The sequence below is a fragment of the Chitinophagales bacterium genome (assembly GCA_020636535.1).
Taxonomy (GTDB): Bacteria; Bacteroidota; Bacteroidia; order Chitinophagales; family JADIYW01; genus JADJSS01.
The window spans coordinates 412,800-427,295 of record JACJXT010000013.1; the positions used below are offsets into that span (position 1 = coordinate 412,800).

A 14,496-nucleotide genomic window follows, 5' to 3' on the forward strand; every position below is an offset into this window, starting at 1 on the left:
GAAAAATGAAAAAAATAACTACACTCTTAACCACACTAGTTTTATTACTAAGTGTAAGTGCATTTGCTCAAGGCAATGGAAATGCTAATGGCAAAAACAAAATCAAAGGCAATCAAGAAAAGCTAGACAAAATCAAAAAAGATGTTGAAAAAGACAAAGATGATGTCGAAGACAAAGCCAATGAAGAAAAAGAAAAATATCAAGACAAGTCTAAAGTTTACCAAAACAAAGCCAACGAACACAAAAAAGACTATGAAAATAAGTCGGACGAATTAAAAGAAAAAGGTGAAAAAGAACTAAAAGAAAAAAGCAATAATGGCAATGCTTATGGTAAAAATAAAGGCGATTTATCTGGAAAAGAATTTGGTCAACAAAGAGCTGAAGATGCTAAAAACAAAGAGCAAGAAATCTTAAATCAGAGTAAAACTAAAAATCAAGAAATTACAGATAAAGTAAGTACTACAGAAGATAAAATTACTTTAGCTAAAAAAAAATTAGAAGCAAAAAGAAAAGCTAATGAAATTTCTGAGGCAGAATATCAGTCAAAACTAAAAGCAATTGAAGCTTACGAATCTAAATTAAAAACGATTCAGAATAAAAGTCAAGAGCTTATAGACAAAGCCAATGAAAAATTAATACAACAATAAGCAATATTTATTTTCTATACATTTTAGGCAATAGTTATAGCACACTATTGCCTTTTTTATTTTATACTGAATTGATTACAGATTCAGGTTAAGCCCAAATTCTTTTTTAAATAAAATCAGTTAGATACACAATTAGTATGTACCTAACTGATTGAAAAGTATTTACTTACTTTAAAAGTATTTTATAAACATCCTCTTGATTTAAGAGTGTTGTAGGTGTTCCACTTCCATCTAAATTGCCTACTCTAATTCTACCTGAGTTGGTTTCTGACCAATAGATTTTATTTGTAACAAAATCAATAGCTAAGCCATCTGCTCTGTCAACACCATCAGTTGCACTATTAAATAGAATATTAAAGTTTCCTGTTCCATCTAAGTTTGCATAAGCTACTACATCAGTCGATTCATCTGTATAATATATTCTGCTGTGTGCATTATCAACAATAATACTTGATGGAGAATTTAATGTATCTGGCCAATACGAATCTCCATCGTATAATTTTGAAGGTGTACCTGTTCCATCTAAGTTGCCTACCCAAATATTATCCCAGTCTGTAAAATATATTTTATTTGTTTTTAGGTCAATATCTAAACCATAGCCCCAAGCTTCTATAGCTGTTGTTCCAAACAATGAGGTTGGTGTACTCGTTCCACTTGTGTTGGCATAATATATTTTATCTACATCTGATGCAATCCAATATAACATTTTATTATTTTTGTTATAAACAATTCCTGTTGGGCTTTTTGTAGCATCAATTCCAGAATACAGTAAAGTAACGACACCTGTGTTAGAAATTTTAAAAATGGCACCATTATATTTTTCTAAAGTCACATAAAAATTTGTTCCATCTGTAGTAATGCCAATAGGTCCTTTGCCATAAATATTGTCAGTAGCTCCTTTCGCTATAATACTATTCAAATTTCCATTGTTGAGTTCAATTTTGCCAACCGAAGAATCTGCCCAAGCTGTGTAATACAACTCGCTTGCTGCTTGTGCTACTTCTTCTTCGTTTTTGTCTTTTTTACATGAGAATGTAAGGAATGTAATGATTCCTAACATTAGTACCGTTAGTTTTTTCATATTTTTTGTTTTTATTGCTAGAAAGGTATTTAATTTTTATCAGAAAATCAAACAAAAACACATTAAATTTAAAAAGGATGTGTAATCGTGCCTATTTTTTTACTTAGGTCAATTTTAAGTGAAATGTATTCCATCTTTTTTATTTGAATACCATACAACTCTTCTACTTGCTTGTTTTCATCTGCTGTTTTTATTCTTTGGTCTAAGACTTGCATGGCTTCCATCAATTTATAAAAACGAAAACGATTCATCACCGAATCTACATCTGTAATATATGTTCTATTTGATTCTCGAACGATGATATCGTGCATTTTTAACCAATTCTCACTTAACTCATATTGCGATGATTGTAATTCTACAATAACTTGTTTAATGTCTTCATCATCAATAATAGCAATGTCATTCAATGCTTTAAACGAATGTCCATCTTCATAACCTTTGATATAATATTGAACTACTTTATCGAACATAGAATTTTTGAAAGCGACTTCTGTTAATTCACTTAATATATGTTCTCCAACATTATGTTCTTTATCATATACTTCATCTGCAAATTCAACTAACAATCTTAATATATCTTTTTCTTGATAATAGAGTTTCGGAATCTGAGATGCATTTTGTTCGTGGTCTTCTTCAATTTCAACATAATTATTAATGGATTGTTGTTCGCTCTCATTAATTTGTCTTGCTTTTTTAAAGGAAGAAGTTCTTATCTTATTGGTTTCATTAACTAATACATTTTCGGTAACTTCAACAATATTAGCACACTCTTTTATATATAATTGTCGTTTTATATTGTCGTCGATTTTAGCAATACTTTCAACAATATCTTTTATGACTTCCGATTTTTTTATAGGATCATTACCAGCTTCTTTCATCAACAAAGAAGATTTAAAAAATATAAAATCTTTTTTATTTTGATTGATGTAGTCTAAAGTTTTGTCTAAGCCATTTGTTTGAACAAAAGAATCTGGATCTTCGCCATTAGGTAACAAAACCAAATGCACATTTAAACCTTGTTCTAGTACAATATCTAATCCACGCAAAGCTGCTTTGATACCAGCATTATCACCATCGTATAAAATAGTAATGTTTTGCGTAAAGCGTTTAATGAGTAGTACTTGTTCTTTTGTTAAAGCAGTTCCACTTGATGCCACTACATTTTTAATGCCTGCTTGATGTAGCGAAATCACATCAGTATAACCTTCTACCAAATAACATACTTCTTGTTGTCTGATTTCATTTTTTGCTTGATAGATACCATAAACAATATGACTTTTATGATAGACTTCGGTTTCTGGTGTGTTGATGTATTTCGGTGCTTTTTCATTTTGCTTTAAAATTCTTCCACCAAAAGCAATGACTTTTCCAGATACATTGTGAATAGGAAACATCACTCTATCTCTAAAAAAATCGTAGCACTTTTCATTTTTTTCTTTGATTAATCCAGCATTGATTAATCGTTCTTTTTGATGACCATTTGCAATTGCTTGATTATAAAATGCATCATAACTATCTGGTGCATAACCTAAATCGAATGACTTAATCGTCGATTCTAAAAAACCTCTTTCTTTAAAATACGACAAACCAATATTTTTACCTTGTTCGGTATCAAACAATTGCTCCTGAAAAAATTTCTTAGCATAATTCAGTACAATATAAATACTTTCTTGCTCTTGAGCTGCTTGTTTATCTTGTTCAGAAGATTCGGTTTCTACAATAGTAATATTGAATTTCTGTGCTAGGAATCGCAATGCTTCTGGATAGGTAAATTTTTCGTGTTCCATTACAAATTTAACAGCATCGCCACCTTTACCACAACCAAAACACTTAAATATATTTTTATTTGGATTAACTACAAACGAAGGTGTTTTCTCCATGTGAAAAGGACAATTGCCTTTGAGTACTGAACCAGCTTTTTTTAAAGGCACAAAGTCTGCTACCACTTCTTCGATTCGAGCAGCTTCAATAATTTGTCGTATGGAATCTCTACTTATCAAGCTTGTTTTAATTGAGCATAATAATGATAAAAATACGGAATGGTTTCAATGCCTTTTAAAAAGTTGAATACACCAAAATGTTCATTTGGCGAATGAATGGCATCACTATCCAAGCCAAAACCCATGAGTACTGTTTTTACACCCAATACTTGTTCAAACAATGCTACGATTGGAATACTAGCTCCGTTTCTTTGTGGAACTGGTTTTTTACCAAAAGACTGTTCCATTGCCAATTCAGCAGCTTTATACTCGTTGGTATCAATAGGAATAACAACAGGTTCACCACCATGATGTTCGGTGACTTTTACAGTTACGGTATTTGGTGTAATGCTTTCAAAGTGTTTAGTAAACAAGTCTGCAATTTTTTTAGACGATTGATTCGGTACTAATCGCATGGAAATTTTTGCATTTGCTTTAGAAGCAATTACTGTTTTAGCACCTTCGCCAGTATAACCACCCCAAATTCCGTTGACATCTAAAGTAGGACGAATGGTAAGTTGTTCTTGTAGCGTATATCCTTTTTCTACAGGAGCAGCTTTAATGTCTATGCTCTCTTTAAATTCTTGTTCGCTAAAAGGCGTTTGGGCTAATGCTTGTCTTTCTTCTGTAGTTAATTCTACTACATCATCATAAAATCCAGCAATAGTAATTTTACCATTTTCATCTCTAAGCGTACCAATTAATTGTGCTAATCTGTTGATTGGATTATCAACGCCACCACCATAAATTCCAGAATGTAAATCTCTGTTTGGTCCAGTTAATTCTACTTCCATATAACATAAACCACGCAAACCATTACAAATAGAAGGTGTGTTATTGTCTATTATTCCAGTATCTGAAACCAAGATAACATCGCAAGCTAATTTTTGCTTGTATTCAATTAAAAAATCTTCTAAGTGAGCAGAGCCGACTTCTTCCTCGCCTTCAATAATTACTTTGATATTACATGGTGTGTAATTATTTTTTAGCATGATTTCTAATGCTTTAACATGCATATATACTTGACCTTTATCATCACAAGCACCACGAGCAAAAATAGCACCTTGTGGATGTAAAGCAGTAGTTTTTACTACTGGCTCAAAAGGTGGTGATGTCCATAAATCAATTGGGTCTGGTGGTTGCACATCATAGTGTCCGTACACCAAAACAGTAGGTAAATTAGCATCAATTATTTTCTCTGCGTAGACTACTGGATAACCTTTGGTTGCTAATAATTTTACCTCATCCATGCCAATTTTTTGAAACGCTGCTTTTAAAAATTCAGCAGCATGAATTACATCATCTTTATATTTAGTATCGGCACTTATTGATGGAATTTTAAGCCAATTGCAAAGCTCTTGAATGTATCTTTCTTTATTGCTATTAATTTCAGATTGTATAAACTGCATGATTTTTTAGTTTATTGTAAAGGTATGAAGTCTTTAGCTAAATCAAAACTAAACACTGTTACTTATCAATAGATTTAAGAATTTTTCAGACCTCAAAAACCTTTCCTTCAATAGCTAATTGTGTGTTTTCAAAAACAGTTTTGGCTTCTTTTTCTAATACTGTTAAATCAATATATCTCGAAGAAAAATGACCAATAATTAACTGTTTTACATTTGCTAACTGTGCAATAGTAGCAGCGTCTATTGCTGTAGAATGTTTAGTTTCTGTTGCCCTATCTTTTGCATCGTGTAAAAAAGTAGCTTCGTGGTACAATAAGTCAACATCTTTTATATGTGGTACAATGCGTTCATCATAACAAGTATCTGAACAAAATGCATACGATTTTAATGGATGTTTTGTAGTAGTAACTTCATTTGCTAAAACTGTATTTCCATCTATATCTACAATATCGATGCCTTCTTTTAATTGCTTAAAATCTTTTGGGTCTATATTGAATGCTTTTATTTTTTCACTATCTATATTAGGTAAACTTTGCTTTTGTTTAAATAAAAAACCAGTAGTATCAATTTTATGATTCAACGGAATACTATGGACTTCAATAATATTATCTTCAAATATTTTTTCAAAGGTATTGGCTTGTGTTGCAACAAAGCTCAATTTATAATTAAGTGTAGTATTAGAAGCTGCTAACTGCAATTGTATAATTTGTTCTAATGCTGGTGGTGCAAAAATGGTTAACGGATCTGTTCTTTTTAATAATTGATAAGTAGTTAATAATCCAATCAAACCATAATAATGATCACCATGTAAATGAGAAATAAATATTTGTTTTATTTTAAACCATTTAATGCCATATTCAATTAATCGAACTTGAGTAGCTTCACCACAATCTATCAAATACCAATTCTGGTCTATTTGCACTGCTTGTGCCGTTGGATTTCTTCCATGATTAGGAAGTGCAGAATTGCTACCTAATATATAGACATTAAAAGTCAATAATCACTAATTAAGCTTGCTCATTAATTGCATTCAGAGCATCGTGTTGTGTAGAAAAAATATTTAAAACATCATCTAACTGAGAAATAGAAATTAGACTTTTTACAGCATCACTCAAACCACAAATAGCAAAAACACCATCGGCTTCGCTACAAATTCTATTGCCAATTAATATAGCACTCAATCCAGAAGAATCTACAAATGAAACATCACTTAAATCTAAAATGATATTTTGATAACCTTCGGTTCCAGCCATCACCAATTCCGATTTCAACAAAGGTGCATTTGCAGAAGTTAACTTTTCTTCCATAAATTCATATATAATATATTTTTCCTGCTTATCTACGCTAAATTTCATAATCTATATTTTATAAAAACAAAAGTAAAATTTATTGCTCAATAATCATCAACAATCATGCTAAATAATCAATAGAATCACCATTTATTTGTATTTAAAATCATTTTTTCTGTTTATTTTCACAATTATTATATCAACATTGGTGTATTTTTAAAAAAACGGTATTACTTTAGATGATGTAATATTGTCAGTAATAAATAACTGGCAAAGTATTTGAATAATAAAATATATGGATTCAAAATTTTCACCAAAAGTAAAAGAAGTAATCTCTTTCAGTAAAGAGGAAGCTATCCGTTTAAGACACGATCAAATTGGTGCAGAGCATTTAATGTTGGGTTTGTTGAGAGAAGGTGGTGGTTTAGCACTTAAAATCTTAACCGATTTAGAAGTGGATTTGGCTTTACTGAAAAGAAAGATTGAAAGTACAATTGCTGACAAAGTTACTTCTGTTCCTGTAAATGTAACGAGTTTGCCTTTAACTAGACAAGCAGAAAAAATACTTAAAATTACTTTATTAGAAGCGAAAAGTTTTAAGCAAGATACTGTAGGAACAGAGCATTTATTGTTGGCAATCTTAAAGAATAAAGACAACTTAATTACTCAGATTTTAGGAAAATGGGATATTAACTACGAAGTCTTTAAATCAGAAGTAGATTATCACTATGGTGTTGATAGTTCTACACAACAGTCATCAAATATTGCAGATGATTTTCAAGAGCTGTTTCCTAAATCATCTTTTGAAGATGCTGATGACGACGAAAAAGATAAAGGATTTTCTGGAACTGGTAGAACGCAAAAAGCCAATCCAAAATCAAATACACCAGTGTTAGATAATTTTGGCAGAGATATTACTCGATTAGCAGAAGAAGGTAAACTCGACCCAATTGTTGGTAGAGAAAACGAAATAGAAAGAGTATCTCAAATTCTATCAAGAAGAAAGAAAAACAATCCAATTTTAATTGGAGAACCTGGTGTTGGTAAAACAGCCATTGTAGAAGGTTTAGCACTTCGTATTATTCAACGAAGAGTATCTAGAGTTTTATTCAATAAAAGAGTAGTGTCTTTAGATTTAGCTGCTTTGGTTGCTGGAACTAAATATAGAGGTCAGTTTGAAGAAAGAATGAAAGCCATTATGACAGAATTAGAGAAAAGCAGAGATGTCATTTTGTTCATCGATGAAATTCATACTATTGTAGGTGCTGGTGGTGCAACTGGTTCTCTAGATGCCTCTAATATTTTTAAACCAGCGTTGGCTCGTGGTGAGTTACAATGTATTGGTGCTTCTACGCTAGATGAATATCGCCAACACATAGAAAAAGATGGTGCTTTAGATAGAAGATTTCAAAAGGTAATCGTCGATCCACCTTCACCAGAAGAAACTGTAATCATCTTAAATAACTTAAAAGATAAATACGAAGAATATCACAATGTATCTTATTCAGAAGCTGCTATTAATGCATGTGTTTCTTTAAGTACAAGATATATTACCGATAGATTTTTGCCAGATAAAGCCATCGATTTAATGGACGAAGTTGGTGCAAGAGTACACCTTAAAAATATTTTTGTTCCAGAAAATATTACCAAACTAGAAGAAGAAATCGAAGTAGTAAAAGAGCAAAAAAATCAGGTAGTAAAAACACAGAAATATGAAGAAGCTGCTGAGTTGCGTGATAAAGAGAAAACGCTGAAGGAACAATTAGAACAAGCAAAACATGAGTGGGAAGAAGATGCTAAAACCAAACGCTATCCTGTTGATGAAGAAAATATTGCAGAAGTGGTAGCAATGGTTACTGGTATTCCTGTAAGCAGAGTTGCCGAAACCGAAAGCAAACGCTTAACGCACATGGCAGATGATTTGAAAAAACAAGTGATTGGTCAAGATGAAGCTGTTGCTAAAATTACTAAAGCTATTCAACGAAATAGAGTCGGATTAAAAGATCCTAAAAAACCAATTGGTTCATTTATTTTCTTAGGACCAACTGGTGTAGGTAAAACCGAATTAGCTAGAACTTTAGCTCGTTATATGTTCGATACAGAAGATGCATTGATTAGAATTGACATGAGTGAGTACATGGAGAAATTCTCTATCTCTCGTTTAATTGGTGCACCTCCAGGATATATTGGCTACGAAGAAGGTGGACAGTTAACAGAGAAAGTGCGTAGAAAACCATATTCTGTTATCTTGTTAGATGAGATTGAAAAAGCACATCCAGATGTATATAATATTTTATTACAAGTATTAGATGATGGTCAGTTAACTGATGGTCTTGGCAGAAAAGTTGATTTCAAAAATTCTGTTATTATCATGACTTCTAACATAGGTGTTCGTCAACTAAAAGATTTTGGAACTGGTGTAGGATTTAATACTAATGCTATTAAAGACAACTTCGACAATATTAGCAGAGGCGTTATTCAAAAAGCATTACAAAAAACATTTTCGCCAGAGTTTTTAAATCGTATAGATGATGTAGTAGTATTCAACAGCTTAGGCAAAGAACAAATACATCAAATCATAGACATTGTGTTAAGTGGTGTTTACAAACGATTAGAAACTTTAGGTTATGCTATTGAGTTAACAACTGCTGCTAAAGATTTTGTAGCAGAAAAAGGATATGATCCACAGTTTGGAGCAAGACCATTACATAGAGCAATACAAAAGTATGTAGAAGATCCATTAGCAGAAGAAATCTTAAATGCAAACATTAGCGAAGGCGATACTATTGTAGTAGATACCAATGCTGATGATAAAGAGAAGTTGAGCTTTAGTGTAAAAACAAAACGCAAAAAAGCCAACAAAGAATAAAAGTTTTTTATCTGATGAATAATTAATTTAGAAAGGAAGCTGTAATGGCTTCCTTTTTTATTTGTGAGATATGGCACTCTAGATAAACTAAAACAAAATAGACCTCTTTCATAATAGATTTTAGGTTATTAGCAAGTAGAAGTTTTTCATAATAAATTTTAACGCATAATAGACCAATTAACAAACACCTAATAACTAAATCTTAGCTATTAAAAATATAGCTTGTATTTTTGTAGTATGACAATTTCTTTAAACTGGCTCAAAAACTATATCGACATCAACCATTTGTCTATCGATGAAATTTCGCATTTGCTAACAGATATTGGCTTAGAAGTAGAAAGCATAGAACAGTACGAGTCAATTAAAGGTGCTTTAAAAGGTTTAGTCGTTGGCGAAGTCATTGAAAAAGCACAGCATCCAAATGCAGATAAATTAGCTGTTACCAAAGTAAATATTGGCACTGAAATTTTAGACATCGTTTGTGGTGCTCCAAATGTAGCAACTGGTCAAAAAGTAATTGTTGCAACCAATAACACAACTTTATATCCAACAAATGGCGACTCATTTACCATTAAAAAATCAAAAATTCGTGGCGAAGTTTCTAACGGAATGATTTGTGCCGAAGATGAAATTGGTATCGGAACTTCTCACGATGGAATTATTGTACTACCAAACGAAACCACAGTTGGAATTCCTGCAAGTAGCATTTATGATATTTATGAAGATACCATCTTTGAAATTGGTTTAACACCAAACCGAACCGATGCATACTCTCATATTGGCGTAGCAAGAGATTTATTAGCAGCTATCAACTTTAGAAAAAATAAAAACGAAGCACTACAACTACCAAAGATTGACGAAGCGTTATTCAATCAAACAGAAAAACCAATACAAGTAAGTGTAGAAGATGCTGTAGCTTGTCCAAGATATGCAGGCATTGTTATCGATAATATTACAGTACAACCATCACCAATTTGGTTACAAAATAAATTAAAAGCCATTGGTCAAAAACCAATCAACAACATAGTAGACATCACCAATTATATTTTACACGAATACGGTCAACCATTACACGCATTCGATTTAAATGCTATAACAGATAATCAAATTGTAGTAAAAACTGTTGCTAACAAAACATCATTTGTTGCTTTAGATGGTACTACAATTGAGTTGCTAGACACAGATTTAATGATTTGCAATGCTAAAGAACCTATGTGTATTGCTGGTGTTTATGGTGGATTAAATTCTGGTGTCAAAAATACTACAACTACTATCTTCTTAGAAAGTGCTTACTTCAATCCAAAAAGTATTCGTCAAACATCAACTAAGCATCAACTACGAACCGAAGCAGCTACACATTTTGAAAAAGGCATCGACCCAAATATTACCATTACTGCATTAAAAAGAGCAGCACAGTTAATAGTAGAAATTGCCAACGGAAAAATTATTTCTGATATTACCGATATTCAAAATCAAACATTTCCAAATACAATTGTTCCTTTAAACATCAATCAAGTACAACAACTACTAGGAAAACAAATTCCAACTAGTGAAATTAAAAATATATTACATTGTTTAGAAATTGATATTGTTGATGAACAAGCAGACCAACTACAAGTTTCTGTTCCAGCATATAGAACCGATGTAAAACGATCAGCAGATGTTATTGAAGAAATCTTAAGAATTTACGGTTTCAATAATATTCCAATTCCATCTAAAATAAATGCAAGTGTTAGTTTTACTACTTTGTTTGATGATGATGCAGTCTATCAAACTATAGCTAATGTATTAGTAGCTAATGGTTTTTATGAAATAATGACCAATCCATTAACAAAATCAACCTATCTCGAAAAACTAAGTACTTATCCAAACTTTAAAAAAGAAGAATGGGTACATTTACTCAGTTCTATTAATGTAGAATTAGATGTACTACGAAACAATATGCTATTTTCTGGACTAGAAAGCGTTGCTTATAATATTAATCACAAGCAAGCACGCATTGCCTTTTTTGAATTAGGAAAATCATATCATAAAAAAGAAAACTACGAAGAACACGAGCACTTAGTATTGTATATGAGTGGTGTTGAACAAGATACCAATTGGAACAGAGCAGAACGAACAGCAGATTTTTATAGCTTAAAATCTATAGTACAACTTATACTTAATAAATTAGGTACAACAAATTATAGCATTCAAGATACACAATCGCCTTATTTCGATTTTGGCTTAGATTATATTTTTGGTGATAAAACCATGCTTAGCTTTGGAAAAGTAAATACTACATTTCAACAACTATTTGGCATCAAACAAGCAGTCTATTTTGCTACTATTAATTGGAAAAACTTACTACAATTGGTACAAGAGCAAAAAATAAAATATCGACCAATTAGTAAATATCCAACAGTAAAAAGAGATTTGGCTTTATTGGTCAATCAAAGTGTTTCTTTTCATCAAATTGAAACCATAGCCAAGCAAACCGCTAAAAAATTATTACAAACAGTAGATGTGTTTGATATTTATCAAGATGAAAAAATAGGTAAGGAAAATAAATCTTATGCAGTTTCGTTTTCATTTAAAGATGACAATAAAACTTTGACCGATAATGAAATAGACGCTATAATGAAGAAATTAATTAGTAAATTTGAAAAAGAATTACAAGCAAGTATAAGATAATGGCAAAGATTGACGATAAATGGAATAGAGTTTTAAAAAAAATTGAGCTAATTTTAGAAAAAAATAAGAAATTAGAACAATCTGAATTACTTTTGAAAAATAATATTTCAGATTTAAGCCAAGAAATACTAAATTTAAAAAAACAAAACGAACAATTAAAAGAAGAAAATAAATTAATAAAAGCAACTAAAGAAGTTAGATTATCAGAAAAAGAGAGAGTAGAGACTAAAAAACAAATCAAAACAATGATTGAAGAAATTGACGAGTGTTTAACTAATATAACAATGTAATGGCAGAAGCTTTAAATATAAATATACTCATAGCTAGCAGACCTTATAAACTAAAGGTTAGTGCAGACGAAGAAAGGTATGTTCGTGAAGCTGCTAAAATTATTAACGATAAAATTGCAGAATACCAACAAACACTGCTCAATAGAGACAAGCAAGATTTTTTGTCGATGATTTGTTTACAATTTGCTACAGAAGCTTTGCAAAACAGAAATAAGTTAACCAACGCTTCTCTAGATAAAAAATTAGATCAATTAGAAGCCACACTCGACCAACATTTAGGTATTACACTTTTCTGATTTTAACTCGGTTGCTCATTTTTAAATCATAAAAAAGGGAACAACATGGGATTTTTAATGTACACAGTTATAGCAGCAATAGTTGCACTTATTGTAGGTATTGTTTTAGGAAAATTCATTTTCAAAGCCAATGTAGATAAGCAAATTGAAGCAGCTAAAAACACGCAAGAAAATGCAAAAGCACAAGCAGAACTCATTTTAAAAGAAGCGAAAACAGAAGCTGACTCGCTTAAAAAAGACAAAATGATGGAAGCCAAAGAACACTTCTTAAAACTAAAAGAAGAACACAACGCTACCATAGAAGAACGCAATAAAAAAGTTGCTGTTGCAGAAAATAGAGTTAAGCAAGTAGAACAATCTTTAAAAGATAAATTGGCTAATGCAGGAAGAAAAGAAAAAGAATACGACGACTTAAAAGGAGCTTTAGAAGAACAACTCGATATTGCTAAAAAGAAAAGAGTAGAGTTAGACAAAGCACAGCAAGAACACATAGAAAAACTAGAACAAATTGCTAAGCTTACAGCAGATGAAGCCAAAGCACAACTAGTAGAACAACTCAAAAGCAAAGCACAAACCGATGCTTTAAGTCATGTAAAAATGGTAATGGACGAAGCGAAATTAAAAGCCAACAAAGAAGCTAAAAAAATCGTAATTCAGTCTATACAACGACTAGCAGCAGAAACAGCAATAGAAAACACTGTTTCTGTTTTCAACTTACAAAGCGACGAGCAAAAAGGACAAATTATTGGTAGAGAAGGTAGAAATATTCGTGCTTTAGAAGCAGCAACTGGCGTAGAAATTATTGTAGACGATACACCAGAAGCTATTGTAATTTCTGGTTATGATGCTTATAAAAGAGAAATCGCTCGTATCAGTTTACAACGACTAGTAACCGATGGTAGAATACATCCAGCAAGAATTGAAGAAGTAGTGGCTAAAACAAAAAAGCAACTCGACCAACAAATTATGGAGATTGGAGAAAGAACTGTAATCGATTTAGGCATTCATGGTCTACATCCAGAGTTGATTAAAATTGTAGGAAAAATGCGTTTCCGTTCTTCTTACGGACAAAATCTACTACAACACTCAAGAGAAGTTGCCAACTTATGTGCTATTATGGCATCAGAAATGGGCTTGAATGTCAAGCTTGCAAAAAGAGCTGGCTTACTACACGATATAGGCAAAGTATCCGACGAAGATCCAGAATTATCTCACGCTTTACTAGGAGCAAAATTGTGTGAAAAATATGGCGAACATCCAGCAGTTATTAATGCAGTAGGAGCTCACCACGATGAAATGGAAATGTTATATGTTATTTCACCAATTATACAAACTTGCGATGCTATTTCAGGAGCAAGACCTGGAGCAAGAAGAGAAATCTTAGAAAGCTATATGAAACGCATCAGCGAATTAGAAAATCTAGCTATAAAATACGATGGTGTACAAAAAGCATATGCCATACAAGCAGGTAGAGAATTGCGTGTAATTATAGAAGCAGAAAAAACTACAGACAGCGATGTAGAAGAAATTGCATTTAAAATTGCACAGCAAATACAAGACGAGATGACATATCCAGGACAAATAAAAGTTACCGCAATTAGAGAAACCAGAGGCGTTTCTACAGCTAAATAGTTTTTATATTGCTGTTGATATTATGTTGTATATTTTTCACTAAAGTTAAGTTTAATCAACAAATTTAATTGACTTAGTATTATTCTAAAAAATCAGTCATAATGCTATTATCATCTATTTTGTTGGTATCATTATGTATATTTTTTCTATCTTAACATCAAAATAATAGACATTATTGATATGCAATTAGAATTAAGCAATACTGCCTTTTGGGATATTGATATGACTACGCTCAATCAAACCAACAAAAATTTTATAATTGCACGAGTCTTTATGTATGGCAAGTTTACTGATATTAAAACTATAATTAAACATTATAGTAAACAAGAAA

12 protein-coding genes are annotated in these 14,496 nt (G+C 31.6%); 7 read left to right on the forward strand and 5 right to left on the reverse strand.

Features of this window, described 5'->3' with window-relative positions:
- Positions 1 to 5 precede the first annotated feature (5 nt).
- Positions 6 to 647 (forward strand): hypothetical protein, encoded by a 642-nt coding sequence (locus H6553_14105; protein MCB9034966.1) that lies wholly within the window; start codon positions 6 to 8, stop codon positions 645 to 647.
- A 166-nt stretch (positions 648 to 813) separates the two neighbouring features.
- On the opposite strand, the gene H6553_14110 is transcribed toward H6553_14105, so the two are convergent.
- From H6553_14110 to H6553_14130, 5 genes are all read right to left on the reverse strand, one after another.
- A complete protein-coding gene (locus H6553_14110; protein MCB9034967.1) occupies positions 814 to 1,728 on the reverse strand; it encodes a hypothetical protein in 915 nt (304 codons plus the stop codon).
- Positions 1,729 to 1,796: 68 nt separating this feature from the next.
- Positions 1,797 to 3,728, reverse strand: coding sequence for a DNA primase (locus tag H6553_14115; protein ID MCB9034968.1), 1,932 nt, complete (start codon positions 3,726 to 3,728; stop codon positions 1,797 to 1,799).
- Positions 3,725 to 5,116 (reverse strand): dipeptidase, encoded by a 1,392-nt coding sequence (locus H6553_14120; protein ID MCB9034969.1) that lies wholly within the window; start codon positions 5,114 to 5,116, stop codon positions 3,725 to 3,727. Before H6553_14120 ends, H6553_14115 begins: the two co-directional genes overlap by 4 nt.
- Before the next feature lie 85 nt (positions 5,117 to 5,201).
- Positions 5,202 to 6,113 carry a ribonuclease Z gene (locus H6553_14125; protein MCB9034970.1) on the reverse strand — a complete coding sequence of 304 codons (912 nt, stop codon included), beginning with the start codon at positions 6,111 to 6,113 and terminating at the stop codon, positions 5,202 to 5,204.
- A 10-nt stretch (positions 6,114 to 6,123) separates the two neighbouring features.
- Positions 6,124 to 6,471: an STAS domain-containing protein gene (locus tag H6553_14130; GenBank protein ID MCB9034971.1), complete on the reverse strand. Its 348-nt coding sequence runs from the start codon at positions 6,469 to 6,471 to the stop codon at positions 6,124 to 6,126.
- Between the two features lie 229 nt (positions 6,472 to 6,700).
- Between H6553_14130 and H6553_14135 the strand changes: the two genes are divergently transcribed.
- The 6 genes from H6553_14135 to H6553_14160 all read left to right on the forward strand — a co-directional run.
- A complete protein-coding gene (locus H6553_14135; GenBank protein ID MCB9034972.1) occupies positions 6,701 to 9,274 on the forward strand; it encodes an ATP-dependent Clp protease ATP-binding subunit in 2,574 nt (857 codons plus the stop codon).
- Positions 9,275 to 9,511: 237 nt separating this feature from the next.
- Positions 9,512 to 11,947, forward strand: coding sequence for a phenylalanine--tRNA ligase subunit beta (locus H6553_14140; GenBank protein ID MCB9034973.1), 2,436 nt, complete (start codon positions 9,512 to 9,514; stop codon positions 11,945 to 11,947).
- Entirely contained in the window at positions 11,947 to 12,237 is a 291-nt protein-coding gene (locus H6553_14145; protein ID MCB9034974.1) for a hypothetical protein, read from the forward strand. The genes H6553_14140 and H6553_14145 overlap by 1 nt, the downstream gene beginning before the upstream one ends.
- Positions 12,237 to 12,533 carry a cell division protein ZapA gene (locus H6553_14150; GenBank protein ID MCB9034975.1) on the forward strand — a complete coding sequence of 99 codons (297 nt, stop codon included), beginning with the start codon at positions 12,237 to 12,239 and terminating at the stop codon, positions 12,531 to 12,533. The genes H6553_14145 and H6553_14150 overlap by 1 nt, the downstream gene beginning before the upstream one ends.
- A gap of 45 nt (positions 12,534 to 12,578) precedes the next feature.
- Positions 12,579 to 14,165 (forward strand): ribonuclease Y, encoded by a 1,587-nt coding sequence (gene rny, locus H6553_14155; protein MCB9034976.1) that lies wholly within the window; start codon positions 12,579 to 12,581, stop codon positions 14,163 to 14,165.
- 180 nt (positions 14,166 to 14,345) lie between these two features.
- The coding region (locus H6553_14160) for a hypothetical protein (GenBank protein ID MCB9034977.1) at positions 14,346 to 14,496 on the forward strand (151 nt) is incomplete at its 3' end.

Coding starts and splice junctions, on each gene's coding strand:
- H6553_14150 (MCB9034975.1), top strand. CDS start 12,237: ATGGCAGAAGCTTTAAATATAAATATACTCATAGCTAGCAGACCTTAT.
- H6553_14130 (MCB9034971.1), bottom strand. CDS start 6,471: ATGAAATTTAGCGTAGATAAGCAGGAAAAATATATTATATATGAATTT.
- H6553_14135 (MCB9034972.1), top strand. CDS start 6,701: ATGGATTCAAAATTTTCACCAAAAGTAAAAGAAGTAATCTCTTTCAGT.
- H6553_14110 (MCB9034967.1), bottom strand. CDS start 1,728: ATGAAAAAACTAACGGTACTAATGTTAGGAATCATTACATTCCTTACA.
- H6553_14120 (MCB9034969.1), bottom strand. CDS start 5,116: ATGCAGTTTATACAATCTGAAATTAATAGCAATAAAGAAAGATACATT.
- rny (MCB9034976.1), top strand. CDS start 12,579: ATGGGATTTTTAATGTACACAGTTATAGCAGCAATAGTTGCACTTATT.
- H6553_14145 (MCB9034974.1), top strand. CDS start 11,947: ATGGCAAAGATTGACGATAAATGGAATAGAGTTTTAAAAAAAATTGAG.
- H6553_14140 (MCB9034973.1), top strand. CDS start 9,512: ATGACAATTTCTTTAAACTGGCTCAAAAACTATATCGACATCAACCAT.
- H6553_14105 (MCB9034966.1), top strand. CDS start 6: ATGAAAAAAATAACTACACTCTTAACCACACTAGTTTTATTACTAAGT.